The sequence below is a fragment of the Devosia insulae DS-56 genome (assembly GCF_000970465.2).
GTDB classification, from domain to species: domain Bacteria; phylum Pseudomonadota; class Alphaproteobacteria; order Rhizobiales; family Devosiaceae; genus Devosia_A; species Devosia_A insulae.
Window position 1 is genome coordinate 1 of record NZ_LAJE02000151.1, and the last position, 24,799, is coordinate 24,799.

General features: G+C 65.3%; 24 protein-coding genes. 10 read left to right on the top strand and 14 right to left on the bottom strand.

Going from position 1 to position 24,799, the window contains the following annotated elements:
- Window positions 1-63: 63 nt before the first annotated feature.
- Window positions 64-3,201 carry a glycoside hydrolase family 31 protein gene (locus tag VW23_RS08650; protein ID WP_069909173.1) on the top strand — a complete coding sequence of 1,046 codons (3,138 nt, stop codon included), beginning with the start codon at window positions 64-66 and terminating at the stop codon, window positions 3,199-3,201.
- Window positions 3,202-3,238: 37 nt separating this feature from the next.
- Here VW23_RS08650 and VW23_RS08655 read toward each other — a convergent pair whose 3' ends face one another.
- A complete protein-coding gene (locus VW23_RS08655; protein ID WP_069909174.1) occupies window positions 3,239-3,646 on the bottom strand; it encodes a DUF2000 family protein in 408 nt (135 codons plus the stop codon).
- Between the two features lie 97 nt (window positions 3,647-3,743).
- Between VW23_RS08655 and VW23_RS08660 the strand changes: the two genes are divergently transcribed.
- A complete protein-coding gene (locus tag VW23_RS08660; protein WP_244513470.1) occupies window positions 3,744-4,529 on the top strand; it encodes an AraC family transcriptional regulator in 786 nt (261 codons plus the stop codon).
- Between the two features lies 1 nt (window position 4,530).
- Here the strand turns inward: VW23_RS08660 and VW23_RS08665 are convergent, their stop codons facing one another.
- The gene (locus VW23_RS08665; RefSeq protein ID WP_141728276.1) at window positions 4,531-5,496 is read right to left on the bottom strand and encodes a helix-turn-helix transcriptional regulator; all 966 of its coding nucleotides are present in this window, start codon (window positions 5,494-5,496) and stop codon (window positions 4,531-4,533) included.
- Between the two features lie 37 nt (window positions 5,497-5,533).
- On the bottom strand, window positions 5,534-5,722 hold the full coding sequence (locus tag VW23_RS08670; protein ID WP_069909177.1) for a hypothetical protein: 189 nt from the start codon (window positions 5,720-5,722) through the stop codon (window positions 5,534-5,536).
- Between the two features lie 161 nt (window positions 5,723-5,883).
- On the opposite strand from VW23_RS08670, the gene VW23_RS08675 reads away from it, so the two are divergent.
- Window positions 5,884-6,441, top strand: coding sequence for a nitroreductase family protein (locus VW23_RS08675; RefSeq protein WP_176730361.1), 558 nt, complete (start codon window positions 5,884-5,886; stop codon window positions 6,439-6,441).
- 39 nt (window positions 6,442-6,480) lie between these two features.
- Here VW23_RS08675 and VW23_RS08680 read toward each other — a convergent pair whose 3' ends face one another.
- Both VW23_RS08680 and VW23_RS08685 read right to left on the bottom strand, forming a co-directional pair.
- Complete coding sequence (locus VW23_RS08680; RefSeq protein WP_069909179.1) at window positions 6,481-7,014, bottom strand: HD domain-containing protein; 534 nt, start codon at window positions 7,012-7,014, stop codon at window positions 6,481-6,483.
- Window positions 7,011-7,676, bottom strand: coding sequence for a YggS family pyridoxal phosphate-dependent enzyme (locus VW23_RS08685; RefSeq protein WP_069909180.1), 666 nt, complete (start codon window positions 7,674-7,676; stop codon window positions 7,011-7,013). The genes VW23_RS08680 and VW23_RS08685 overlap by 4 nt, the downstream gene beginning before the upstream one ends.
- A 113-nt stretch (window positions 7,677-7,789) precedes the next feature.
- On the opposite strand from VW23_RS08685, the gene leuS reads away from it, so the two are divergent.
- The 3 genes from leuS to holA are packed head-to-tail and all read left to right on the top strand — an operon-like array spanning window position 7,790 to window position 11,941.
- A complete protein-coding gene (gene leuS / locus VW23_RS08690) occupies window positions 7,790-10,423 on the top strand; it encodes a leucine--tRNA ligase (protein WP_069909181.1) in 2,634 nt (877 codons plus the stop codon).
- Window positions 10,410-10,922 (top strand): LPS assembly lipoprotein LptE, encoded by a 513-nt coding sequence (lptE, locus tag VW23_RS08695; RefSeq protein ID WP_084645791.1) that lies wholly within the window; start codon window positions 10,410-10,412, stop codon window positions 10,920-10,922. Before leuS ends, lptE begins: the two co-directional genes overlap by 14 nt.
- Window positions 10,922-11,941, top strand: coding sequence for a DNA polymerase III subunit delta (gene holA, locus VW23_RS08700; RefSeq protein ID WP_069909183.1), 1,020 nt, complete (start codon window positions 10,922-10,924; stop codon window positions 11,939-11,941). Before lptE ends, holA begins: the two co-directional genes overlap by 1 nt.
- Before the next feature lie 311 nt (window positions 11,942-12,252).
- On the opposite strand, the gene VW23_RS08705 is transcribed toward holA, so the two are convergent.
- From VW23_RS08705 to hemE, 8 genes are all read right to left on the bottom strand, one after another.
- A complete protein-coding gene (locus VW23_RS08705; RefSeq protein ID WP_069909184.1) occupies window positions 12,253-13,125 on the bottom strand; it encodes a ParB/RepB/Spo0J family partition protein in 873 nt (290 codons plus the stop codon).
- 10 nt (window positions 13,126-13,135) lie between these two features.
- Window positions 13,136-13,936 (bottom strand): ParA family protein, encoded by an 801-nt coding sequence (locus tag VW23_RS08710; protein ID WP_069909185.1) that lies wholly within the window; start codon window positions 13,934-13,936, stop codon window positions 13,136-13,138.
- A 23-nt stretch (window positions 13,937-13,959) separates the two neighbouring features.
- Window positions 13,960-14,610, bottom strand: coding sequence for a 16S rRNA (guanine(527)-N(7))-methyltransferase RsmG (rsmG, locus tag VW23_RS08715; protein ID WP_069909186.1), 651 nt, complete (start codon window positions 14,608-14,610; stop codon window positions 13,960-13,962).
- Window positions 14,610-16,472, bottom strand: coding sequence for a tRNA uridine-5-carboxymethylaminomethyl(34) synthesis enzyme MnmG (gene mnmG, locus VW23_RS08720; RefSeq protein WP_069909187.1), 1,863 nt, complete (start codon window positions 16,470-16,472; stop codon window positions 14,610-14,612). The genes rsmG and mnmG overlap by 1 nt, the downstream gene beginning before the upstream one ends.
- 86 nt (window positions 16,473-16,558) lie before the next feature.
- The gene (gene mnmE, locus VW23_RS08725; protein ID WP_069909188.1) at window positions 16,559-17,881 is read right to left on the bottom strand and encodes a tRNA uridine-5-carboxymethylaminomethyl(34) synthesis GTPase MnmE; all 1,323 of its coding nucleotides are present in this window, start codon (window positions 17,879-17,881) and stop codon (window positions 16,559-16,561) included.
- Window positions 17,882-17,893: 12 nt separating this feature from the next.
- Window positions 17,894-19,159 carry a transcription termination factor Rho gene (gene rho / locus VW23_RS08730; protein WP_055874583.1) on the bottom strand — a complete coding sequence of 422 codons (1,266 nt, stop codon included), beginning with the start codon at window positions 19,157-19,159 and terminating at the stop codon, window positions 17,894-17,896.
- A gap of 177 nt (window positions 19,160-19,336) precedes the next feature.
- On the bottom strand, window positions 19,337-19,762 hold the full coding sequence (gene hemJ, locus VW23_RS08735) for a protoporphyrinogen oxidase HemJ (protein ID WP_069909189.1): 426 nt from the start codon (window positions 19,760-19,762) through the stop codon (window positions 19,337-19,339).
- Window positions 19,763-19,765: 3 nt separating this feature from the next.
- Window positions 19,766-20,800 carry a uroporphyrinogen decarboxylase gene (gene hemE / locus VW23_RS08740; RefSeq protein ID WP_069909190.1) on the bottom strand — a complete coding sequence of 345 codons (1,035 nt, stop codon included), beginning with the start codon at window positions 20,798-20,800 and terminating at the stop codon, window positions 19,766-19,768.
- A 422-nt stretch (window positions 20,801-21,222) separates the two neighbouring features.
- On the opposite strand from hemE, the gene VW23_RS08745 reads away from it, so the two are divergent.
- The 4 genes from VW23_RS08745 to dnaQ are packed head-to-tail and all read left to right on the top strand — an operon-like array spanning window position 21,223 to window position 23,949.
- Window positions 21,223-21,816 (top strand): Maf family protein, encoded by a 594-nt coding sequence (locus VW23_RS08745; RefSeq protein ID WP_069909191.1) that lies wholly within the window; start codon window positions 21,223-21,225, stop codon window positions 21,814-21,816.
- 5 nt (window positions 21,817-21,821) lie between these two features.
- Window positions 21,822-22,646, top strand: a complete 825-nt coding sequence (locus tag VW23_RS08750) for a shikimate dehydrogenase (protein ID WP_069909192.1) — start codon at window positions 21,822-21,824, stop codon at window positions 22,644-22,646.
- Window positions 22,646-23,242, top strand: a complete 597-nt coding sequence (coaE, locus tag VW23_RS08755; RefSeq protein WP_069909193.1) for a dephospho-CoA kinase — start codon at window positions 22,646-22,648, stop codon at window positions 23,240-23,242. The genes VW23_RS08750 and coaE overlap by 1 nt, the downstream gene beginning before the upstream one ends.
- Window positions 23,239-23,949 carry a DNA polymerase III subunit epsilon gene (gene dnaQ, locus VW23_RS08760; protein WP_069909194.1) on the top strand — a complete coding sequence of 237 codons (711 nt, stop codon included), beginning with the start codon at window positions 23,239-23,241 and terminating at the stop codon, window positions 23,947-23,949. Before coaE ends, dnaQ begins: the two co-directional genes overlap by 4 nt.
- 110 nt (window positions 23,950-24,059) lie before the next feature.
- On the opposite strand, the gene VW23_RS08765 is transcribed toward dnaQ, so the two are convergent.
- Window positions 24,060-24,799 (bottom strand): DDE-type integrase/transposase/recombinase (locus VW23_RS08765; RefSeq protein ID WP_069909195.1); only part of this gene is annotated, 740 nt, incomplete at its 5' end.

Consider the following 24,799-nt stretch of genomic DNA (forward strand, 5'->3'; position numbering starts at 1 on the left):
CGGGCTGGTTCCGGCCTGGCACCCCTCCCCGCAGGGGGGAGGGCTGCCAGACCGGAACCAGCCATGACCACCGACGCTCGCGAACCCGCCCTCGCCACCCGCCACCCCTGGTTCCTCGAGCTCTATGCCGAGCTGTTGCGCGATCCCTCCGCGGCCGCGCCGCAGATTGCTGTTCGCCTGGCTGCCGCCGATCCCACCGACCCGATCGAAGCCGCCCTCTCCCTCTACCTCGCCGCCCTCGCGGGCGACCTCACACTGCTCCGCTCCACCAAAGCCGCGGCGCTCCGTGCCGCCATCACCACGCGCCTCGAGCGCGAACTCTCGCCAAATCAGAACCAAACCACCGACACCTGGGTCGTGGCGCTATGGGCGGCCGCCCTGCGCGAAACCAATCACCTCGCGCGCGATGAGAGCACCACGCGCCTCGTCGGCCGGGTGAAGAACCACGTCTACGCCAACCATGTGCGTCTCGGCGCGCTGATGTCGTCCTCCGACAAGGCAACGCTCACGTTCGACGTGCTGCTCGCCGCCGTGCCTTTCGGGCTGTTCGACTGCGAGGACCTGGTGCTGGTCGACGCGGTCCGCACTCTCACGGCACCCGAGCGCCTGGCCAGCGCCACCGCGGCCGACCGCCAGCTGCTCGCCTGGTACTATGCCGAGCAGGGCAGCTACGCCAAAAGCCGAAAGCTGCTCGCCGACGTGCCGGCGCCGATCGTCGCCCTACGCCTCAAGGCGCTCGGCCAGCTCGAAGCCCGCTTCATCCGCCACGCCCCGGATGGCAATGGCAACCGCTACGAGCCGCTGCTTGAGGAGCGTTTCCCCAAACTCATCACCGATGCCGACGAGGTCATCGTCCGCGCCCAGGCCTCGCCGCTGTCGGCGGACGAACCGCTCGAACTCATCGTCGGTGCAACCGCCATTGCCGGCAGCTTCAAGGGCGATTGCTGGGAGTTCATCCTCCCGCGCACTCCGGCGGGATCGCTGGTCGAATACGGCATCCGCTTCACCGAGCATCCCGAGGTCGCCCAGGGACCGTTTGTCTACGAGACGCTCCGGCGCCGGCAACGCGGCAGCGCCCCGGTGCGCGTCACCGTTTCGGACGGCCGCCTCGACATCACCCCAGGCGTCGGCGACACGACGACTTTCCCGCTGCAACTGGGCGTGGCCACCCTCACCGATATCTCGTGGCTCGAGGCCCGCGACGGCGCCATTCGCGAGATCTCCGCCACTCTCACCCACCCGCCCTGCGGCTGGTACGGTTTTGGCGAGCGCTACAACGCCCTGAACCAGGCAGGAAACCGCGTCGATCAGTTCCTCTACAACCAGTACAAGGAACAGGGCTTACGGACCTATATGCCGATGCCGGTCGGCTATACCGACGCCGGCTTCGGGCTCCATCTCGCGACCGATTCCTACTCCTGGTTCGACCTCGGCATAGCAGGGGAAACCCGGCTCGGTGTCGAAGCCGGCCACCTCACGATCGACCTGCTGACTGGCCCCGTCGCCGCGCAGGTCAGCCAGTTTATGGCGCTCACCGGCGACCCCGAACCCGTCCCCGCCTGGGCGCTCGGTCCCTGGATGTCCTCGAACAACTGGGACAGCGAGGCCGAGGTGCGAAAGCAAGTAGCGCTCACCCTGGAGCACCAGATCCCGGCCACGGTCCTCGTCATCGAAGCCTGGTCGGACGAAGCGACCTTCTACATCTTCAACGACGCCCAATACGCCGAAAAACCCGGCGCCGAGGCTTTCACCTGCGCCGATTTCAGCTTTCCCGAATGGGGCCGCTGGCCCGACCCCAAGGGCCTCGCCGCGCACCTGCACGATAACGACCTGCGGCTGATCCTGTGGCAGATACCGATCATCAAGCAATCCCCGGCGCTGAAGCACCTGCAGAAGCGCAATGACGAAAACCATTTCTTCGCCGAAGGGTTTGGCGTGAAACATCCCGACGGCACGCCGCTCAGGCTGCCCGAGGGCTGGTTCAAGGACAGCCTGCTGCTGGATTTCACCAACCCCGCCGGCCGCGACTGGTGGTTTTCGAAGCGCCAGTACCTGATCGACGAGCTCGGCGTCGACGGCTTCAAGACCGACGGCGGCGAGATGGTCTGGGGCAAGGACTTGGCGTTCGCCGATGGCCGCACCGGGCTCGAGCACCGCAACGCCTACCCCCGCGACTACATCTCAGCCTACTACCGCTTCGCCCAGCAGAATGGCGGCATCTGCTTTTCGCGCGCCGGCTATACCGGGGCGCAGACCTTCCCGGCCCATTGGGCCGGCGATGAGCGCTCCACCTGGGATGCGTTCAAGCGCTCGATCCTCGCCGGACTCTCGGCCGGCATGTCGGGGGTGATCTTCTGGGGCTGGGACCTCGGCGGCTTCTCCGGCGAAGTACCGAGCGCCGAGCTTTACGTGCGCTCGGCCGCCATGGCCTGTTTCTGCCCGATCATGCAGTACCACGCCGAGAGCAAGGCCGAATTCAACCAGGATCGTACCCCCTGGAACATCGCCGAACGCTCCGGCGACGCGCGGGCGCTCACCGGCTATCGCTATTTCGCCAACCTCCGCATGTCATTGATGCCGTATCTGCAGCGCGAGGCCGCCTGGTGCGTGGCCGAGAAGCAGCCACTGCTGCGCGCCATGCTGCTGGATTTCGAGGACGATCACCGAGCCATCGGACTGTGGGACCAGTACCTGTTCGGCCGCGACCTGCTGGTCGCCCCGATCATCCGGGAAGGTGAAACCGCCCGCGAGGTTTACCTGCCCAAGGGACGCTGGTGGCACCTGTTCCAGAACCGCTGGTATGACGGCGGGCAAACCCACCAGGTCGCTTCCCCACTCGAAGAGATCCCGGTCTTCCTCCGCCAAGGCGCCGCCCTGCCCCTGGCCTTCCATCACGAAGCCCGTCTTGGCGCCAGCATGCCCGCCGACATCGACGCACCCGGGATCGCGGTCCTCCTCATCGCCGGCCTCGAGCCCGGAGCCGGGCTCCGGCACGACGGCCTCGAGATCGCAGTGTCCGACGGCGTTGTGCGCGTCACCTCCCAACGCACGCGCCCGATCAAGCTGGTCTTCGCCAACCCGCCGGCCGGGCTCGAACTGAACGGCATGCTCCAGCCGGCCTCGACCCTGGAGCTCACGGGCACGGAGCTGACGATGTTCGACCTGCCGGCGGTTCGATCGCCGCAACAGCCCGCAACCTAGGGGTCTTATGACGCCATAGCAGTGCCGCCGGGCCACGTCAGGGGTGCATCCGTGCCCCCTTGGCCACCTTGTCGACGATCTTCCGCTCGGCCCGCAGCCCGATGCCGACGACCTTCGCATCCTCCGGCGCAAATCGCGAAAACACCTCTCGGTTGGCCGCATCGTGGCCGGTCGCGAACATCTCCTCGATATAGGCCGAGGTCACGATGCCGCGCTCCAGGGCGCGCCGATGAATGCTTCGTATCGCTTCGGCATCCGCCGCGAGGACGATCACCGGCTGCACCGACAGCGAACTGAAGCGGTTGCCGGCGCCATCGATATAGGGCTCGCCGATGATCTCAGGGTGCTGAGCCGCAATTCCGGCGGCAAGAAATGCGGTAACGTTGAGCGCTTGCCACGGCGCGAGATCCTCGCGCAATACGATGGCGATCTTGGTGTCGAACATGGTGGAAACCCGGAACAGAGGTGCTGACCTGCCGCCGGTCCTAGACGCAGAGACCGGCGTCGGTCTTGAACGTTTGTGCAGCGCGACGAACGACGCGGTGCGCGCCGCACCCGGCTATCCGGGCCTGGAGCGGATCGAGGCGCGGTTCGTCGGCAATGCCTATGCCCGGCATCGGCACGATACCTATGCGCTCGGCGTGACGCTGCGCGGCGTGCAGAGCTTCTGGTATCGCGGCGAGGTCCGGGCCTCGTTGCCAGGCCAGGTCATCATCCTCCACCCCGACGAGATCCATGACGGCGGCGCCGGCACCGAGCAGGGCCTCACCTACCGCATGCTCTACCTCGACCCGGCATTGGTGCAGGCCGGATTGCAGAATGCCGGCCTGCCCTTCGTTGCTGAGCCGGTCGTCGATGACGTGGCGCTCCGTTCAGCGCTGCTCGAAGCTTTTGGCGACATGGACGAGATGCTTGAACCTCTGGTGGCCGACCAGGTGGTTACCGAGCTCACCGAGGGCCTCTCGCGTCGTGCCGATGCACCGCCGAAGCGAGCATCGCTGCTCGATCTGGTGGCTCTGGCGCGGGTGGCGGAACTCCTCAACCACGCCGGACTGCAGCCGATCCGCTCCGATGAACTCGAAGCCGTCTCCGGCCTCGATCGCTTTACCCTGGCGCGCCAGTTCCGCGCCCGCTTCGGCACCAGTCCGCACCGCTACCTGACCATGCGTCGCGTCACCCAGGGCCGACGGCTGCTTGCGGCAGGCCAGTCCATTGCCAATGTCGCGGCCGAAACCGGCTTTGCCGACCAGAGCCACTTCCACCGCCATTTCCTCAAGGCTTTCGGCATGACCCCAGGCCGCTGGCAGCGCCTGGTCGCGAGCCGATAGGTCATCGGCGGGGCGCATCGGCGCTCAGCAGCCGCCGCACCAAGGCCGGCTGACTATGCGCACCGGTCTTGTCGAAAGCGCGCTGCAGGTGCGTGCGCGCCGTGTTGATGCTGATCTTGAGCAGGTCCGCCGCTGCCGCGAGTTCACGGCCCTCGACGATCAATGCGGCCACGCGCGCCTGGGCCGGGGAGAGTCCGTAGACGGCCTGCGCGCCCGCGATCCGGCGCGCGACGGTTTCAGCATCGTCGAACGACACCATCACCTTGCCGTCCTCCAACTGCACCCAGCAGAATAGCGGCACCGAGAAATCGTCGTCGCCAAGCGGCACCGCCCAATCCTGTTTGCCAGACACGTTCAGCGGCACCTGGCTGCCCAGTTCGCTGAACGCCAGCCGCAGCGCCTCGCGCAGGGCCGGCCGGCTGCCGCGCTGTCGCGCCTGCAGGCGCCCGCCGGATACCACTAAGCCCGCATGCTCGCGGATGCGGTCCTGTGCCTGCTGGTTCATCCATAGCACTTGCGCTGCCGCATCCACCTCTATCAGCGGGCAGCCCGAGTGTACGGCGACGCTCTGCATCACCGAGAGACAGGCGATCTTCCACGCGCCGGCGTCGCGATGCACCACCTTTAGCAGCCGTTTGACGTCGGTTGCATCATCGAGGCCGATCTGGTCGTAGGTGACCCAGCCCATGTCGCCGTTGACGACGACGTTGATCCCCTCCCAGCGCACGCGGCCCTCGAAGGCGTTCGGTTCGGGATGCCGGGCCATGACGTTGCGGATATGCGCGGCGATCGCCTCCCAGCCCTCGTCGACACTCACCCCCACTGCGGCAAAGGCGTGGAGGCGCCGGCTCTGCGGGGAATGCACCCAACAATTGGCCAGCGCCTCGAAATCCCGATGCAGCCAGGCATCTGTCTCCGCCCGGATCATCTTGAGGATTGCGGCCTTGTCAGCTTCGACGTCGACCATCCCGCGACCTCCGGTGCCTCCCCCAGTATAGCATGGGTCAGAACACATAGCCGCCGACCAGCAGCATCAGCATGGCCCCAGCCAGCGTTGCCAGCGACGTGGTCAGGCCTCGGGGGAGTCGAGGCAGCCCTGCCCGCTCATAATAGAGCTGCTCGTCCCGCGCGCTCATCGGCTGCTGTCGCGACGGCTCCCGCGGCGTGCCCGCAACCAGGCTGTAGATGTCCATCCTTGCCTCCTTGTCGGTTAACGGCAGGCAAGGTCGCACCGCGAGGCGGTTCCGGCTGTCATCTGCACAGATGACATGCCGCGTTCGCCGCCACCGGTGACCGCCGAGTCTGGCTCGGCTATGCTGGTCCCAAGGCAACAGCGCTGATGGGTAGCTTCGCCATGGATACGATTGCAGCCATTTATGGTCGCCGTTCTATCCGCGACTACGAGCCGCGCCTCGTGCCGCGCCCCGTCGTTGCGGCGATCCTGCATGATGCAGCGCAGGCGCCAACCCCGCCGCCCAGCGGCGCCGCACCATTCGTCTTCGTCGTCATCGAGGGCATCGAGCGCATTGCAGCATATGGCGATGCCGCCCTCGCCTTCGCCCGCGCGCACCGCAAGCCCGATCGCGCCAATGATTGGGTCGACAAGCCCGGCTTCCTTGTCTTCTTCAACGCGCCGGCGGTGGTCATTATCTGCGGTTTCGACGATGGCTATGGCCAGGCGCTGCAGGACTGTAACCGCGCCGGGCAGAACCTGATGCTCTCGGCCCATGCCCGAGGCCTCGGCACCTGCTGGGTCGGCTCACCGATGCTGTGGCTGCGCGACCCGGCTACCCGCGCCAAACTCGGTATCCCAGCCAACTATACCCCACATGCCGCGCTCACCTTGGGATACCCGTCAGGCACCCCCAGTGGCATTCCGCGCCAGGAGCCCGAGATCATCTGGCAGGCATAACGCGGTATGGCGGTATGCTATGGCGCCATAGCACCGCAGTCAGAGCTGGTCCTGCCGCGGCAGACCCGCGAGGAGGTTCGAGAGCGTTGCCAGCCTCACGCCGTGCTTCGCCGCGTTGCCAGCGATGATCTCGATCAGGAACGTGCGGCGGCCGACGACATCGGCGATTGACCCGCCTGCCAGCGCAGCAAGCGTGCGATCCCGGCCGGCGTCCTCGTCCAGCACGGCAAGACCATCCGCCAACCTGAGGCAATCCGCGATCGGCATTGCGCTCTCGAGCCCGGTGCGATGATCATGCGCCGCGATCGCTGAGAGCGCCTCGTCCGGCAGACGATCCTTCAGCCACTCGGCCGTCTGCACCCCGTGCTGGCTCCAGTCGCCATCGACGGCGAAATAGTCGAGATCGTGCACCAGCCCGGCGAGTTGCCACAGTCTGGTGTCGGCGCCGAGTTCACCTGCCAGCTGCCGCATCAGCCCGCCGACGAAGCGGGAATGCGCCGCCCGTGGGCTCGCTCCCAGCCGTTCAGCCACCAACTGCTCCGCCTCGGCGAGGCTGAGCCAGGTGGCACTCATCCCCGGTGCCCGAACAGCGCGCTGCCGACCCGCACATGCGTGGCGCCCATGGCGATGGCCGTCTCAAAATCGCTGCTCATCCCCATCGACAGCTTTTCGACCCCGGCGTCGCGCGCCAGCGAGGCGAGGTGGGCGAAATACGGCCCGGCCGGATCGGCCTCGGGTGGGATGCACATCAGCCCGACCACATCGAGCCCGTGCAAGTCCTTGCAGCGCCCGACAAACGCCGCGGCATCCGACGGCGCGATCCCCGCCTTCTGCTCCTCGAGCCCGATATTGACCTGCACGAACACCGGCAGCCGTCGGCCGGCCCGCTTCATTTCCTCGGCGAGGATGCCGGCCAGCTTTTCGCGGTCGACGGTCTGGATCACGTCGAACAGCGCCACCGCTTCGCGCGCCTTGTTGGTCTGCAACGGGCCGATCAGATGCAATTCTATGCCGTCATACGATGCCCGCAGCTCCGGCCATTTGTCCTTGGCCTCCTGAACCCGGTTTTCCCCGAACACCCGCTGGCCGGCGTCAAGAAACGGCCGGATTGCTGCGGCATCGAAGGTCTTGGAGACGGCAACCAGCTCCACCCGATCCGGCGGCGGACCGAAACGCTGGTGCGCCCGCTCGATCCGGGCGCGGATGATTTCGAGGCTTTCCGGGGCGTTCTGCATGGCCCTCTCTGTTGACCGGTTAACGGAATTCTGATGAAGGTCCGGTAGCCAAAAACCCCCAATAACGCAACGTATCTACGCAACGTGATCTGCGGCTTTAAGGACTTCCCGAAGTGACTGGTAGAACGACCGAGCGCTACAATCCGCGTGTCGAAGAGCCACGCTGGCAGAAGGCCTGGGAGGACGGCAAGTCCTTCGAGGTCAAACACGACGATAGCCGCAAGCCCTACTACGTGCTCGAGATGTTCCCCTACCCCTCGGGGCGCATCCATATGGGACACGTTCGCAACTATACCATGGGCGACGTCCTGGCGCGCTACATGCGTGCCATGGGCCGCAACGTACTGCACCCGATGGGCTGGGACGCCTTCGGCCTGCCGGCCGAGAACGCCGCCATGCAGAACAAGGTCCACCCCAAGGCCTGGACCTACGCCAACATTGCCGCGATGCGCAAACAGCTGAAGTCGATCGGCCTCGGCATCGACTGGAGCCGCGAGTTCGCCACCTGCGACGTCGAGTATTATTCCAAGCAGCAGAAGCTGTTCCTCGATTTCCTGCGCGAAGGGCTCGTCACCCGCAAGAAATCCAAGGTCAACTGGGACCCGGTCGATATGACCGTGCTCGCCAACGAGCAGGTGGTGGATGGCCGCGGCTGGCGCTCGGGCGCCATCGTCGAGCAGCGCGAGCTGAACCAGTGGGCCTTCAAAGTCTCCGATTTTGCCGAGGAGCTGCTCGAGGCACTCGACACCCTCGACCACTGGCCCGAGAAGGTGCGCGTCATGCAGCGCAACTGGATCGGCAAGTCCGAGGGCCTGCGCCTGCTGTTCGAGTTGACCGAGCAATGGCAGAAGTTCACCTCGATCGAGGTGTTCACCACCCGCCCGGACACCATCTTCGGCGCCTCCTTCATTGCCATTTCGGCTGATCATCCGCTGGCGCAGAGCCTCGCGGACAACCCCGAGGTCGCGGCCTTCATCGCCGAGACCCGCCGCCACGGCACCGCCACCGAAACCATCGACAAGGCGGAAAAGCTCGGCATCTTCACCGGGCTGCACGTGAAACATCCGGTGAAGCCCGGCGCCACGTTGCCGGTCTACATCGCCAATTTCGTGCTGATGGACTACGGCACCGGCGCCATCTTCGGCTGCCCGGCGCATGACCAGCGCGACCTCGATTTCGCCCGCCGCTACGACCTGCCGGTGCTCCCGGTGGTGCTGCCGGACGGCGCCGATGCTGCGACTTTCGAAGTCGATTCAGAGGCTTACAACGGCCCGGGCCGCATCTATCACTCCGAGTTCCTCGACGGGCTCGAGATCGATGCGGCCAAGAAAGCCATTGCCGCGCACTTTGCCGAGCGCACTGTCGACAACCTGCCGCAGGGCAAGGTCGAGGTGAACTATCGGCTGCGCGACTGGGGCGTGTCGCGCCAGCGCTACTGGGGCTGCCCGATCCCGGTGATCCACTGCGAGAATTGCGGGGCAGTGCCGGTGCCCGACAAGGACCTGCCGGTGGTGCTGCCTGAGGACGTGAGCTTCGACCGCCCCGGCAACCCGCTCGACCACCATCCGAGTTGGAAGCATGTCGCCTGCCCGAAATGCGCGGGACCGGCGACGCGTGAGACCGACACCATGGACACTTTCGTCGACAGCTCCTGGTATTTTGCCCGCTTCACCGCACCGCATGCCGACACGCCGACAATTCCGGGGATCGCCAACACCTGGCTGCCGGTCGACCAGTATATCGGTGGTGTCGAGCACGCGATCCTGCACCTGCTCTATTCGCGCTTCTTCACCCGCGCCATGAAGCAGACCGGCCACCTCAACCTCAGCGAACCGTTCAAGGGGCTGTTTACCCAGGGCATGGTGGTGCACGAGACCTACCAGCTCGGCACCGGTCCGAACGGCGAATGGGTTTCGCCGGCCGACATCCGGATCGAACAGGTCGATGGCGAACGCCGCGCCAGCATGCGCCAGACCGGCGAGGCCGTGGCCATCGGCTCCATCGAAAAGATGAGCAAATCCAAGAAAAACGTCGTCGATCCGGACGAGATCGTCTCGACCTACGGCGCTGACACGGCGCGCTGGTTCATGCTGTCCGACTCGCCGCCCGAACGCGACGTGCAGTGGACCGAGGCCGGCATCGAAGGCGCCAGCCGCTTCCTGCAGCGCGTCTGGAAGCTGGTCGGCGACTTCCTCGACCTCGAGGACGACATCGCCTCCCGCCTCAAGGGCGATAGCGACGCCGGCGTGCTCGAGCTCCGCAAGGTGGTGCACCGCGCTGTTGCCAATGTCGGCGGCGAGATCGAGGGCCTGCGCTTCAACCGCGCCGTCGCGCAGATCTATGAACTCTCCAATGCCATCGCCAAGTTCTCGCAGTCGGTCGCCTCGAGCGTCTCTCGGGCGCAGCGCGACGCCTTCCGTGAGGCGGTGGAGCGCCTGGTGCAGCTGGTCGCTCCGATGATGCCCCACCTGGCCGAAACCTGCTGGGCGGCGCTCGGCAAGACGGGCCTCGTGGTCGACGCCCCGTGGCCGGTGGCCGATCAATCACTGCTGGTCGACAGCACCGTCGTGTTGCCGGTGCAGGTCAACGGCAAACGCCGCGGCGAGATCACCGTGCCGGTCGGCGCCGCCAAGGAGCTGGTCGAGAAAGAGGTCTTGTCACTCGAAGCGGTTGCCCGCATGCTGGAAGGCAAGCCGCCCAAGAAGCTGGTGATCGTCCCCGACAGGATCGTCAATGTGGTCATCTAAGCCATTGTTACGCAATGTCTTTATCGCGCTGAGCCTGCTCGGTGCGACGGCGCTTGCCGGTTGCACCGGGCTGACCCCGGTCTATGGCGAACGCGGTATCGGCGTCGAGCGGCATCCCTTGAACTACGCCAAGCCCAATAGCCGGGCCGAGCAGATCATCTACCAGGAACTGGTGCTGCGCTTCGGTCGCGCCAGCGATGCCTCGAGCCCGACGGTTCGCATCGCCACCTCGTCTTACGGCCGCGATCTCACCCGCTCCAACGTCGTTCGCCCGACCGATCAGAAGGAAATGGTGGTCACCGCGCAGATTGAGCTGATCGGCGCCGATGGCTCGGTCATCCTCTCGACCAGCCGGTCGGCCGCCGCGCTCTACACCACCGACAGCCAGGCCCTCGCCGCCAGCGAGGCCGAGCGCGAAGCCACGGAACGCGCGGCGCGCGCCCTGGCCGAGACGGTTCGGCTGACCCTCCTTAGCGCCCTCGCCCAATCGGCCAGCTGATGGGGGCGCTAAAGGCGCACGAGGTTTCCCGCTTCGTCGATCGCCCCGATCTCGAAGCCGGTATTATCCTTGCCTACGGCCCCGATACCGGCCTGGTGCGCGAGACCGCGCAGCGCCTGGCGCGCCGCTATGCCGGCAACGACGCCGACAGCATGAACCTCGTCGTCCTCGACGGCGCCGAGCTCGATGCCGATCCGTCACGTCTCGCCGTCGAAGCCAAGACCACCTCGCTATTCGGCGATCGGCGGGTGATTCGAGTCCGTGGCGCCGGCAAGTCGCTGGTGATGCCGCTGACCGAACTGCGCGACGATCCGGGGTCCATCATCATCCTCGAGGCCGGCAATCTCACGCCCAAGGATCCGCTGCGCGCTCTAGTCGAAGCGGCAAAGCTCGGCCGGGCACTGCCCTGCTACCCCGATAACGACGAATCGCTCGGCCGGCTGATTTCCGAGACCTTCTCCAAGGCGGGCATTCGCGCCGACCAGGATACCGTCGCGGCGATCCGCGACAGCCTCGGAAACGACCGCGAGATCACCCGCCGCGAGCTCGAGAAACTGGTGCTGTTCGCCGCCGATACCAAGCTCCTGACCCGCGAGGATGTGCTGACGCTCTGCGCCGACAACGCTGCGCTGGTGCTCGACGAAGTGGTCGACGCCACCGGCACCGGCCATGCCGCCGACCTCGATACGGCGCTCGAACGAGCCATTGCCCAGAGCGTCAATTCCCAGCAGATCCTCGCGAGCGCGCTTGGTCATTTCACCACCCTGCGGCGCTGGCGCGTCGAGGTCGATGCCGGCAAGTCGCCGGGCGCCGTACTCGACAACGCCCGCCCCAAACCGCACTTCTCCCGCCGCTCCTCAATCGAGCGCCAGCTGCGGCTGTGGACCGACGATGCGCTCAGCGCCGCACTCGACCGGCTGCAGCTCGCCGTCGCCGACAGCCGCAAGCGCTACGGCCTCGCCGACACCGTCAGCCGCCGCGCGCTTCTGGCAGTTTGTACAATGGCTGCAGAGCGTTAGCCCCAGCGTTCCACGTGAAACACTCCAAACCGGCCGCGCCAGCGGCGAAATCGCTCCAGTGGAGCGATTTCAGGTGAGGAGGCCATGAGAGCTACGCTCGAATGGCAACGATGGCGGAAGTGGGCACCAGTTTTTCGGTGCCAGCAGTGTGGCTCCGCCCGTCGGTCTCGCGCCCCTCACCCCGCGAACGAGGCCTTTGGCCTCATTCACCGCCCTCTCCCCAGAGGGGCGAGGGGGCGATGTGGCGCGGTCCAGGCGCAACTTGAGGCGTCAGCGCCAACCCACGCTAAACGTGAAACACCTGGCCAGGACTAAACCCCGTAGCCCGTCAGCTTCATGCAAATCCCGTCAAGCTGCTCCAGCGTCCGATAGCGGATCTCCAACCGGCCGCCCTGGTCTTTGTGGTCGATCGCCACATGCAGCCCCAGCACATCTGAAAGGCGCTTCTCGAGTGCCGCCGTATCGGCGTCCTTCTGTTCGGGGGCTGCCGGTTTCTTCTTGGGCGCATTGATCTCGCGCTGCGTCATCGCCTCGGCTTCGCGCACCGACAGGCCACCGCCGACGATGCGCTTGGCCAAGGCCACCGGATCGTCCGCCGTGATCAGCGTACGCGCATGACCCGCCGTCAGTTCACCGCTCGCCAGCATGCCACGCACATCGTCCGGCAGTTTTAGCAGCCGCAGCGTGTTGGCGACGTGCGAGCGGGACTTGCCGATCACCTGCGCCAGGTCGTTCTGGGTATACTCGAACTGCTCGATCAGCTGCCCGTAACCCATTGCTTCTTCGAGCGGATTGAGGTCGACGCGCTGTACGTTCTCGATGATCGCAAGCTCAAGCGCTTCCTTGTCATCGACGTCGCGGATGATCACCGGCACATCGTTCAGCCCGGCGCGCTGCGAAGCGCGCCAGCGGCGCTCGCCGGCGATGATCTCGAACTGGTTCGGATCATTGGTCGGCCGCACCAGCAGCGGCTGCATCACGCCCTTCTCGCGGATCGAGCTGGTCAGCTCTTCCAGCTGAGCCGGGTCGAAATCGCGCCGCGGGTTGGCACGGTTGGCGATCAGGAAGTCGACAGGCAAGCGCTTGGAGCTGCTGCCATCGGCCAGCCGCGCGCCCTCCATCGTCGCCATGTCGCCGATCAGCGCCGCGAGGCCACGCCCGAGCCGTGATGGTTTCTCGTTCATTCCAACTTCCTTATGCGGCCATGAGCTGGCGCTCACGCCGGATCACTTCGGTAGCGAGGCGCAGATACGCCTGGCTGCCGGCACATTTGAGGTCATAGAGCAACGCCGGCTTGCCGTAGGACGGCGCTTCCGACAGCCGGACATTGCGCGGTATCACCGTGTCGTAGACCAGCGACCCCATCTCTGAGCGCACGTCGGCCAGCACCTGCTCGCTGAGGTTGTTGCGACGATCGAACATCGTCATCACAACACCCTGTATCGACAGCCGCGGGTTCAGGGTGGTGCGAATTTGCTCAATGGTTTGAAGCAGTTGGCTCATACCCTCGAGCGCAAAGAATTCGCATTGCAGCGGCACCAGCACGGCATCGGCAGCGACCAGCGCATTGATGGTAAGGAGGTTGAGCGACGGCGGGCAGTCGATCAGCACGTAGCTGACCGCCTGGCCATTAATGGTCAGGTCGCTCATCACCCGGAAGGCATCACGCAGCCGGAAAGCCCGGTCGGCCTGCTGGGCGATGGTGAGCTCGACGCCAAGCAGATCCAGCGTCGACGGCACGATCGCGACGTTCGGCACGCTGGTCATCACCGCGGCCGCCGCCACTTTGGCGTCGCCCATCAGCAGGTCGTAACTCGAGACGTCACGATCGACGCGCGAGATCCCGAGGCCCGTCGAGGCGTTGCCCTGCGGGTCGAGATCGACGATCAGCACGCGTTCGCCGATTGCCGCGAGCGCCGTAGCCAGGTTGATTGCGGTAGTGGTCTTGCCGACCCCACCCTTCTGATTGGCGAGGGTCAGGATTCGAGGAGCCAAGGCACGGCCTCCGAGCGTTTCCGCTAACTATTTGATTTCCGTCGCAAATTGCTGATCTCCAGCAACACGCCGGCCTCGTCGGTGGCGCTCTTGACTATTACCACGTCGAACTCCCACGCCAAACGACTTTCCTCGACCTCCACAGCATGATCCTTGCCCTTGTGCAGGATCGCGCGGGTTTCCGGCCCAAAGAAGGGGTGGATAAGTTCAAGCAGCAGCGGCAGCGCCGCGAGCGCTCGGGAGGTGATCACATTGAACCCGACACGGTCGCCGGGTGTTTCACGTGAATCAAAGCTGTCGGTCCGCCCGGCGTGCACCTCTGCCGCAAGGCCGAGCTCCCGGATAACCTGCCTGAGAAAGGCGACCTTTTTGCCGATCGGCTCGACTAGGGTGAAGCTTGCCCGGCCACCGTTGAGGGCGATTGCCAAGGGCAGGGCCGGCAAGCCACCGCCTGAGCCAACATCGAGGAATCGCTCGTCGACCGGCCGGAGCAACGGCAGAACCTGCAGCGAATCCAGCACGTGGCGCGACCACAGGGCATTCTCTGTTTCACGTGAAACAAGATTCTGCACCGCGTTCCATTTTTTCAGCAGCGCAGCAAACGATTCCAGATCCCGCCGAACAGTGGCCTCTGGGCGAACGAAGCGGCCGGAGTAGGGCGCGAGGTCGCCCATCAGCTCGCCTGACGCAGGCTGCCGCGCCGGACCACCGACAGAATCAGGGTGATCGCAGCCGGCGTCACACCGTCAATGGCCTGCGCCTGAGCGATCGTCGCCGGCCGTTGTTGCCCAAGCTTCTGTCGCATCTCCATCGAGAGGCCCGGCAGGGCGGCGTAATCCAGCCAATCCGGAATCTCGCGGCTTTCGTCGCGCTTAACCGCAGCGATATCAGCCTCCTGGCGCTGCAGGTAGACGGCATACTGCGCATCGACCGTCAGCTGGTCGAGGATCTGAGGCGCGATCTCGGCGATCTCCGGCCACAGCGGCACCAGGTTGGCCGCTTCAACATTGGGGTAGGACAGCAACTCGAAGGCGCTGCGCTCGTGGCCATCGGCGTTGACCGCCAGGCCGACCTTGCGCGCCGCCGTCGGCGTGGTCCGCAGTCGGTCGAGCGTCGCTCGGCCCGCGCTCAGCGCCGCAGCGCGCGCCTCGAAATGCTGTTGACGCTCTTCACCGACGAGGCCGACACCGGCAGCGATCCGGGTCAACCGTTGATCGGCATTGTCGCTGCGGAGGTGCAGCCGGAACTCGGCCCGCGAGGTGAACATGCGGTAGGGCTCGCTGACGCCGCGCGTCACCAGGTCGTCGACCATCACGCCGAGATAGCTCTCGGTGCGCGACAGCTGGAGCGTTCCGGCACCCTTCGCGGCAAGGCCGGCATTGGCACCAGCGTAAAGGCCCTGGGCTGCCGCCTCTTCATAGCCGGTAGTGCCGTTGATCTGGCCGGCCAGATAGAGGCCAGGCAGGCGTTGCAGTTCCAGCGTCGGGCGGAGCTCGCGCGGATCGACATAGTCGTACTCGATCGCGTAACCCGGCCGGATGATCCGGACATTCTCCAGCCCAGGCATGGACTTGAGGAAAGCCTCCTGTACCTCAGCCGGTAGCGAGGTCGACAAGCCGTTCGGATAGATCGTGTTGTCATCGAGCCCTTCGGGCTCAAGGAAGATCTGGTGGCTGTCCCGGTCGGCGAAGCGAACCACCTTGTCCTCGATCGACGGGCAATAGCGCGGGCCGCGGCTCTTGATCCGGCCGGAATACATGGCCGAGCGGTGCAGGTTTTCGGAGATGATCCGGTGGGTATCGGACGTCGTCCGGGTGATATAGCAGCTGATCTGCCGCGTGGTGATCGCCGTCGTCAAGGCCGAGAACGGCTCCGGCGGATCATCGCCGCGCTGCTCTTCGAGGCCGGAGAAATCGATCGAGGTGGCATCGAGGCGTGCAGGCGTGCCGGTCTTCAGCCGCCCGAGCGTCAGCCCCAGCGCCTCGAGCCGGGTCGACAGCCCGAGCACCGGCTTCTCGCCGACGCGACCGGCCGGCACGGTCTCCTCGCCGCGATGGATCAAGCCGCGCAGGAACGTCCCAGTGGTCAGCACCACGGCCTTGGCGCCGAAGCGACGTCCGTCGAGCAGCACCGCCCCGGCGATCCGGCCATCGGTAACGATCAGGTCATCGACCTCGCCTTCGATCACCGTGAGGTTGGGCTGGGCGAGGATCGCCGCCTGCATGGCCTGGCGATAGAGCTTGCGATCAGCCTGGGCCCGGGGACCACGCACCGCGGCCCCCTTGCGCCGGTTCAGTACCCGGAACTGAATGCCGGCGGCGTCGGCGACCCGACCCATCAGTCCGTCCATGGCGTCGATTTCGCGTACCAGGTGGCCTTTGCCGAGCCCGCCAATCGCCGGGTTGCAGCTCATCTCGCCAATGGTTGCGAACTTGTGGGTGATCAGCGCCGTCGGCACGCCAAGTCGCGCCGCGGCTGCAGCTGCTTCACTGCCTGCGTGTCCACCACCAACAACAATGACGCCGAAGTCGCTCATCTCAGGAAATCCTTTGGAGCGGCGGGTCTAGTCCAATGTTTCACGTGAATCAACGTCCGGGCACCGGCGGCAATGTTCCACGTGAATCATTTGCCGATGCAAAAGGCGCTGAACAGCCGGTCCAGCACGGATTCGGCGTCCATTCGCCCGAGCAGGCGTTCCAGCGCGAATGACGCCTGGCGCAAGTCCTCCGCCGCCAGCTCCGAACTCTCGAGGTGACCTGCCACCTGGTGCAGGCTGATCACCGCCGCCAGCAGAGCCTCACGGTCCCGCTCGTGACTGACCAGCAACTCGGATGCTTGCACCGCCCCCGCGCCCGACGCCTCGTAGAGGCGGTCCAGCAGCGCGGCGATGCCAGCGCCCGTGCTGACGGAAACGGCGAGGTCGGCGCCGGGCACAGAACCAAGATCACTCTTCGTTCCGATCGTCGCTACCGGCGGCTGACGGCCCGATTCCCCTGCAAGCTCCGGTGGCTCCACCCCTTCGCCGTCGACGTCGGGCGCTCGCAACCACAGCACCTGATCGGCGCTGAGCATGGCCTGCCTTGCCCTTTCAACACCAATCGCCTCGGCCTTCGAGGTTGTGTCGCGGATCCCGGCGCTGTCCACCAGGATGATCAACTGCCCCTTGATGTCGAGCGGCACTTCCTTGAGGTCCCGCGTCGTGCCGGGTTCGTCGGAGACAATTGCGGCGTCCGAACGCGAGAGCGCGTTGAGCAGGCTCGACTTGCCGGCATTGGGCGGGCCAGCCAGCACGACCCGGAAGCCGCTGCGGAGGATGCGGCCCTGGCCCCGGGTGGCCAGCACGTCACCGATAGCATCGCGCAATGTCGCGACCTCGGAGCCAAAGCTCTGCGGCAACGCGCCGACGTCGCCTTCATCGGAGAAGTCGATCTGCGCCTCGATCTCGGCCCGGAGGTCCAGCAGCTGCTCGCGCCAGCCTTCGACCTGTCGGGTGAGGCCGCCTTCAAGCCGCGCCTGGGCGAGGGCGCGTTGGTTCTCGGTCTCGGCTTCGATCAGATCGCCAAGCCCCTGGGCCTCGACCAGGTCGAGCTTGCCATTCTCGAAGGCGCGGCGGGTGAACTCCCCGGCCTCGGCGAGCCTGATGCCTGGTTGGGAACTGAGTTTCCGCAGCAGCGCCCGAACTACTGCCGGCGAGCCATGCACCTGCAGTTCCGCGCAGTCCTCGCCGGTAAAACTCTGCGGTCCCGGCATCCAGGCAACGAGCCCACGGTCCAGCGTTTCGCCGCCAATGGCGATATCGGCCAGCTTCAGCTGCCGTGGCACGGGCAGGGCGCCGAGCATATCGCTCAGTACCCGACCGGACATCGGGCCCGACAGCCGGATGACTGCCACGCCCGAGGGAACGGCGCCGGAGGAGAGGGCGACGATGGTATCGTCGTCGCGCATCAGAGCTTGATCTTAGGTGTTCATCGAGTCGAAGAAATCGGAGTTCGTCTTGGTCTGACGGATCTTGTCCATCAGGAACTCCATGGCGTCGACCGTGCCCATCGGGTTGAGAATGCGGCGCAGCACGTACATCTTCCTCAAAATATCGGGCTCGACCAGCAGCTCTTCCTTACGGGTGCCGGACTTGGTGACGTCCATCGCCGGGAACACCCGCTTGTCGGAAACCTTGCGATCGAGGACGATTTCCGAGTTACCGGTGCCCTTGAACTCTTCGAAGATCACTTCGTCCATGCGCGAGCCGGTATCGATCAGCGCTGTCGAGATGATGGTCAGCGAGCCGCCATCCTCGATATTGCGGGCGGCGCCGAAGAAGCGCTTGGGGCGCTGCAGCGCATTGGCGTCCACACCACCGGTCAGCACCTTGCCCGAGCTTGGCACCACGGTGTTGTAGGCGCGGCCGAGGCGGGTGATCGAATCGAGCAGGATCACCACGTCGCGCTTGTGTTCGACGAGGCGCTTGGCCTTCTCGATCACCATTTCGGCAACCTGGACGTGGCGGGACGCCGGCTCGTCGAAGGTCGAGGAGATCACTTCGCCGCGCACCGAGCGCTGCATGTCGGTGACTTCCTCAGGCCGCTCGTCGATGAGCAGCACGATCAGGTAGCACTCGGGGTGATTGATGGCGATCGACTGTGCGATATTCTGCAACAATACGGTCTTACCAGTACGCGGTGGCGCAACAATCAGGGCGCGCTGGCCTTTGCCGAGCGGCGCCACCAGATCCATGATCCGAGCGCTCTTGTCCTTGACCGTCGGGTCGGGCAGCTCGAGGCGGAGCCGTTCATCGGGATAGAGCGGCGTCAGGTTGTCAAAGTTGATTTTGTGGCGGACCTTCTCGGGGTCCTCGAAGTTGATGGTGTTGACCTTCAGCAGCGCAAAGTAGCGCTCGCCTTCCTTGGGAGACCGGATCTGGCCTTCAACCGTGTCGCCGGTCCGAAGCGAAAAGCGCCGGATCTGCGAAGGGGAGACGTAGATATCGTCCGGGCCGGGCAGGTAGTTCGCATCCGGTGAGCGCAGGAACCCAAAGCCGTCGGGCAGCACTTCCACCACGCCTTCGCCGGTAATGTCGACTTCACGCGCCGCCAGCTCCTTGAGGATGGCGAACATCAGTTCCTGCTTACGCATCGTCGAGGCGTTCTCGACCTCGTAAGTCTCGGCGAATTCAAGCAATTCAGCAGGCGTCTTGGCCTTGAGCTCGCTGAGCTTCATATTTTCCATTGCGTGGAAGACCCTTGGGCAATCGTGAGTGGCGGGAATGTACGGAGAGGGGGGTTCGCCCGGAAAGCGCCGGGGAGGCGCCCATCGATCAGGCAGTGCGCTTCAGATAGCTAAAAGCTTCGCCACATTCAAGCGGAATGCGGATTCACGTGGAACAACAGCTGCTCACGGCGCGCCTCAGAACGGCTTCACCACGACACAGATCACGATGACGATGGCAATGACGAACGGCACCTCGTTGATGCCACGGAAGAACTTCGCCGGCCTGGTGTTTCGGTCGTTGGCGAAGTCGCGCAGCACTCGGCCGTAGAAGCCGTGAATGCCGCTCAGGAGGATCACCATCACGGCCTTTAGCCACATCCAGCCCTGACTGAAATCGACGATCCCAAAACCGAAGGCCAGCCACAGCCCGAATACCCAGGTGGCGATCATCGCCGGCGTGGTGATGCCGCGATAAAGCCGGCGCTCCATCACCTTGAAGGTCTCGGACTGCACCGACCCCTTCTCGGCATCGGCGTGATAGACGAACAGCCGGGGCAGATAGAGCATCCCGGCCATCCAGGCGATCACCGACAGGATATGCAACGCCTTGACCCATTCCATCGTCTAGGCTCCCCGCGCCACTGCAATCAGCCGCTCGACATGGCCGATCGGCGTTTCCGGCACGATGCCGTGCCCCAGGTTGAAGATGTGGGGACGGTCGCGGAACGCCGCAACGATCTGGCGCACCCGATCATCCATCTGCTCGCCACCGGCCAGCAGCCGCAGCGGGTCGAGATTGCCCTGCACCCCGAGCCCGGCCGGCAGTTCGGCAGCAAAACCAAGCGGCATTGCATAGTCGAGCCCGAGCACGTTGACCCCCGTCGCCCTGGCATACGCGGGCAGATTGCCCGCTGCTCCCCGCGGAAAGCCGATCACTGGCGCGCCTGGAATAAGCGTCCTCAGCCCTTCGACAATCCGGCGGTTCGGTTCGATCACCCAGTTGCGGAACGCCACTTCATCGAGGTTCAGCGCCCAGCTCTCGAACAGCTGCACCACGTCAGCGCCGGCCCTGAGCTGCGCCGCCAGATAATCGATGCTCGCCTCAATGAGGATATCGATCAGCCGCGCAAAGGCCTCCGGCTGGGTCAGGGCGAACACCCGCGCCGCCGCCTGGTCGGAAGAGCCGCGCCCGCCGATCATGTAGGTCGCCACCGTCCAGGGGGAGCCACAGAAGCCAATCAGGGTCTTCTCAGGTCCGAGGCCCGCTCGAACCCGTCGAACGGTCTCGATGATCGGGCTGAGCTTCTCCAAAGCCCCTTTGGGATTGAGCCGCGGGATCGTCTCTGTCGTTACGGGCTCGAGTAGTGGTCCCTCGCCGGCTTCGAAGCGGACGTACTGGCCGAGCGCATCGGGGATCACCAGGATATCGGAGAAGAGGATCGCCGCATCGAGATCGAACCGCCGCAGCGGCTGCAGCGTCACTTCCGCCGCCAGTTCCGGGTTGTAGCAGAGATCGAGAAAGCTGCCGGCCTTGGCCCTCAGCTCGCGATACTCCGGCAGATAGCGACCGGCCTGCCGCATGATCCAGATCGGCAAACGCTGCTGGCGCCGTCCGAGCACTGTCTCAAGCAGCGGTTTCAGCACCGGCGTCGCGGTCATCGCCCAACCAATCCAAAAGAATCTAGATTCTTAATCATCATTATCATGGCGGTGTTTTGCAGGAATTCCGCTTTGCCCACAACGCGGCACGTGGCGACAGAAGCGCGCGGCAGACGGGTGGAGCGGGGGCTGTGAATCAGTGGTCGTGAAGGATCGGGGACGTCGTCGGACTCGCCCGGTTTACTAAGTCTTAACCATGTCACAATCGCTAACAAACCGTTAACGGGCCTGTGGATGGTGGAGTGCCAGACGCACCCGGTTATCCCCACAGCTCACATTAAGCCTTCGTTAACTCTCCCCGGGGGCCGGGCTGTTGAAGGATTTCGTCCCACCGGGGAGAACTCACCGCGGTACGGCCATCATCGGCTTTTCCACCGCCGGCGGACTTGAGCGAACAAGGACAGTGTGGAAAACCCCAGACCATGCTGATCCTCGCCTCGAAGAGCCCAACGCGAAAAGCCCTGCTGGCGGGAGCCGGCCTGCGATTCGAAACGAGTCCAGCACCAATCGACGAACGGGCTCTCGAGGGCGATGTGCTGGGGAAAGGCGGTGATGCACCGCTGGTGGCGCGCCGCCTCGCCGAAGCCAAGGCGCTTGCGGTTTCCGTCACGCGGCCGGGCTTTGTCATCGGCGCCGACCAGGTGTTGGCCCTCGACGGGGAGCTGCTGCACAAGCCAGAGAGCCTCGCCGCTTCGGCAGCACAACTCGATCGGCTGGCCGGTCGAACGCACCACCTCTATGCCGGCGTCGCGCTCGCCGCCAATGGCAGCCTGCTGTGGTCGACCACCGAGAGCGCCGGACTGACCATGCGCCGCTTCGATGCGGCGGAGCGCGACCTGGTACTATCCCTCGGGGGCCCCGATGTTCTCGGCTCGGTCGGCGCCTATCGGCTCGAAGGTCCCTCGATCCGGCTGTTCGAACGGATCGAGGGCGACTATTTCACCATTCTGGGCCTGCCGCTGTTGCCTCTGCTGGCCGCGCTGCGTCAGCATGCCCCCCAAACGCTGAGCCAGTGATTCACGTGAAAAAAGCCTTCGTCATCGGGCACCCGATCAAGCACTCCCGCTCGCCGCTGATCCACGGGACCTGGCTGGCCGAGCACGGGATAGGCGGCAGCTATGAGGCGATCGACGTGGTGCCGGAGGATCTGCCGGCCTTCGTCGAGCGGCTGCGCCAAGGCGAGTTCGTCGGCGGCAACGTCACCATCCCGCATAAGGAAGCGGTGTTCGCGCTCTGCGATAGTGTCGATCCGCTGGCCAGAACCATCGGCGCCGCCAACACCCTGGTGCGCCAGCCCGATGGCCGGATCTACGGCTTCAATACCGACCATATGGGGTTTCTTGGCAACCTCGAGCAGAACGCCCCCGGCTGGGCGACCGGGCTGCAGCGCGCCATCGTGCTCGGCGCGGGCGGCGCGGCGCGGGCTATCCTCGTGGCGTTGCGGGAGCAGGGGGTCTCCGAGATCGTGCTGCTCAACCGCACGGCGGAGAAGGCCGCGGCGCTGGCGAAGGAAATCTCCGGGCCATTCGTCCCCGGCGCGCTCGCCGACTATGCCCGTTACGCTCCCGGTGCCGGCCTCGTCGTCAACACCACCTCGATCGGCATGCATGACACCCGCTTCGAGGATCTCGACCTGACGCTGCTGCCACGGGCCGCGCTGGTCACCGACATCGTCTATGTGCCGCTGGTCACCCCGTTGCTCGCCGATGCCCGCGCCCTCGGGCTCCGCACCGTCGATGGCCTTGGCATGCTGCTGCATCAGGCGATCCCGGGCTTTGCCGCCTGGTTCGGCGTGCGCCCCGAGGTGACGCCGGCCCTGCGGGCTAAGGTGGAGGCGACGCTCTGATGCTGAAACTTGGCCTCACCGGTTCGATCGCCACAGGCAAATCCACGGCTCTCAAGGCGTTCGCCGACCAGGGGGTGCCGACCTTTTCGTCCGACGACGCGGTGCACGAGCTCTATCGTGGGGCTGCGGTGGCCCCGGTCGAAGCGGCTTTCCCCGGGGTCAGCGTCGAGGGCGTCATCGATCGTGAGAAACTCAGCCGGCAACTGATTGGTCATCCCCACCGCCTGCAGCAGCTCGAGGCGATCGTCCACCCACTGGTTCGGGCGCGGATCCGCTCTTTCCTCAGCGATGCCGCGGCACGCGGCGAAGCGATGGCCGTGGTCGATATCCCGCTGCTGTTCGAGAATGGCGTCGACTGGGGGCTTGATGCGGTGATCGTCACCGTGGTCGATGCAGCCGAGCAGCGCCGGCGGGCGCTGGCCCGGCCGGGGATGACGGTGGAAAAGCTCGAAGCCATCCTTGCCCGGCAGCTGCCGCAGGCTGAAAAGGTGAAACGCGCCACCTACATAATCGACACCTCAAATACCATCGATGCGACCCGCCAGCGGGTTGCCGAACTGGTGCAGAGGCTGCGTCAAGAAGCTCAGGCCAGATGACCCGCGAGATCGTCCTCGATACCGAAACCACCGGCCTGTCGCCGGTGACAGGCGACCGCATTGTCGAGATCGGCTGCGTCGAGCTGATCAACCACATCCCGACCGGCCGGCATTTTCACATCTACCTCAATCCCGAGCGCGACGTGCCCGACGAAGCGTTCCGCGTGCACGGGCTCTCGACCGAGTTCCTGCGCGACAAGCCGCTGTTCCGCGCCGAGGTGGATGGCTTCCTCGAGTTCATCACCGATGCGACGCTGGTCATCCACAACGCGCCGTTCGACATGGGCTTTCTCAACTATGAGCTCGAAAAGCTCGGCCGGCCCGGCCTCACCAATGAGGTGATCGATACCGTGATGGTGGCGCGCGAACGCCATCCGGGCGCCCGCGTCAGCCTCGATGCGCTCTGCAAGCACTATGGCATCGACAATTCGAAGCGCGTACTGCACGGCGCGCTGCTCGACAGCGAGATTCTCGCTGATGTCTATCTGGAGCTGATTGGTGGTCGGCAGGTGGCGCTGGCGCTGGTCGCCGAAACGCATGTCGAGCCCGGCATTACCGTCACCATCGTGCCGGCGCGGCAGCGGCCGGTGCCGCTGGCGTCTCGCCTCAGTGACAGCGAGTTCGCCGCGCATCTGAAACTTCTGAGCACGCTGGGCGCCGACGCGTTGTGGAGCAACTATCCCACCGAGCAGGTGGCGGCCGAATAGGCTTGGGCCCAGGCGAAACGCCGATATGTCCCTGAGCTATTGCCGTGACCCAGCCACCGGGTCATTCCCGCGAAAGCGGGAACCTCTGTTTTCTTGCTTGCGGCACCATCTCAAACGGAGATCCCCGCTTTCGTGTTGTGTCCCGTGAGGTTGGCGAGGAGCTCGGCGGGTGCCTTGTAGTCGAGGCACCTGAGGCGGGTTTTGTTGTAGCTGTCGACGAAAGCGTAGAGGAAGGCGTCGCGCTGGTCATGCGAGGCGAACCTGTTCTTGCCACCATTGCCGCTGGCGGGGTGGTTGCGCAGAGCGTCGGCGAGGCGGCGGTTGAAGCGCTCGGCCATGCCGTTGGTCTGGGGATGGAACGGGCGGGTGAGCCGATGATCGATGCCGTACCATCGGCAGATGAGGTCGAATGCGTGCTTGCCGGTGGGCCTGCTGGGGTTGCGCCAGCGGGCGGCGCCGAAGCGATCGGTGAACTCGGCACCGTTGTCGGTGAGTATGGTGTGTACTGGATAGGGGAAGGCGGTGAGCAAGCGCACCAGGCAGGCGGCGATGGTGCTGGCGTCGCGCCGTTCAATGATCTCGATGTGCACGAACCGGGTGGCTCGGTCGATGGCGACGAACACGTAGCTGGGATGGCCCTCGAGCCGGGTCAGGTGCTTGAGGTCGATGTGGATGAAGCCCACCGGAGCCGGCTCGAAGCGCCCCACCGCCGGCTTGGAGGACAGCGGCCGGCGCGAGATGCCGTGCCGCAGCAGGCAGCGGTGGATGGCGCTGCGGCTGAGCGCGTCATTGCAGCAGCGGTGCATCACCTCGACGATATCGTCGAGCGACAGCTCCAGTTCCTGGCGCA

What these genes read in the sequence shown, in the direction of transcription:
- VW23_RS08680 (WP_069909179.1), bottom strand. Translation starts at nt 7,014, where the DNA reads ATGAGTGCCACCTGGCTCAGCCTCGCCGAGGCGGAGCAGTTGGTGGCT.
- VW23_RS08705 (WP_069909184.1), bottom strand. Translation starts at nt 13,125, where the DNA reads ATGAACGAGAAACCATCACGGCTCGGGCGTGGCCTCGCGGCGCTGATC.
- VW23_RS08655 (WP_069909174.1), bottom strand. Translation starts at nt 3,646, where the DNA reads ATGTTCGACACCAAGATCGCCATCGTATTGCGCGAGGATCTCGCGCCG.
- dnaQ (WP_069909194.1), top strand. Translation starts at nt 23,239, where the DNA reads ATGACCCGCGAGATCGTCCTCGATACCGAAACCACCGGCCTGTCGCCG.
- mnmG (WP_069909187.1), bottom strand. Translation starts at nt 16,472, where the DNA reads ATGAGCGACTTCGGCGTCATTGTTGTTGGTGGTGGACACGCAGGCAGT.
- holA (WP_069909183.1), top strand. Translation starts at nt 10,922, where the DNA reads ATGGGGGCGCTAAAGGCGCACGAGGTTTCCCGCTTCGTCGATCGCCCC.
- VW23_RS08675 (WP_176730361.1), top strand. Translation starts at nt 5,884, where the DNA reads ATGGATACGATTGCAGCCATTTATGGTCGCCGTTCTATCCGCGACTAC.
- VW23_RS08685 (WP_069909180.1), bottom strand. Translation starts at nt 7,676, where the DNA reads ATGCAGAACGCCCCGGAAAGCCTCGAAATCATCCGCGCCCGGATCGAG.
- hemJ (WP_069909189.1), bottom strand. Translation starts at nt 19,762, where the DNA reads ATGGAATGGGTCAAGGCGTTGCATATCCTGTCGGTGATCGCCTGGATG.
- VW23_RS08665 (WP_141728276.1), bottom strand. Translation starts at nt 5,496, where the DNA reads ATGGTCGACGTCGAAGCTGACAAGGCCGCAATCCTCAAGATGATCCGG.
- VW23_RS08745 (WP_069909191.1), top strand. Translation starts at nt 21,223, where the DNA reads ATGCTGATCCTCGCCTCGAAGAGCCCAACGCGAAAAGCCCTGCTGGCG.
- mnmE (WP_069909188.1), bottom strand. Translation starts at nt 17,881, where the DNA reads ATGCGCGACGACGATACCATCGTCGCCCTCTCCTCCGGCGCCGTTCCC.
- rsmG (WP_069909186.1), bottom strand. Translation starts at nt 14,610, where the DNA reads ATGGGCGACCTCGCGCCCTACTCCGGCCGCTTCGTTCGCCCAGAGGCC.
- rho (WP_055874583.1), bottom strand. Translation starts at nt 19,159, where the DNA reads ATGGAAAATATGAAGCTCAGCGAGCTCAAGGCCAAGACGCCTGCTGAA.
- VW23_RS08670 (WP_069909177.1), bottom strand. Translation starts at nt 5,722, where the DNA reads ATGGACATCTACAGCCTGGTTGCGGGCACGCCGCGGGAGCCGTCGCGA.
- VW23_RS08650 (WP_069909173.1), top strand. Translation starts at nt 64, where the DNA reads ATGACCACCGACGCTCGCGAACCCGCCCTCGCCACCCGCCACCCCTGG.
- hemE (WP_069909190.1), bottom strand. Translation starts at nt 20,800, where the DNA reads ATGACCGCGACGCCGGTGCTGAAACCGCTGCTTGAGACAGTGCTCGGA.
- coaE (WP_069909193.1), top strand. Translation starts at nt 22,646, where the DNA reads ATGCTGAAACTTGGCCTCACCGGTTCGATCGCCACAGGCAAATCCACG.
- lptE (WP_084645791.1), top strand. Translation starts at nt 10,410, where the DNA reads ATGTGGTCATCTAAGCCATTGTTACGCAATGTCTTTATCGCGCTGAGC.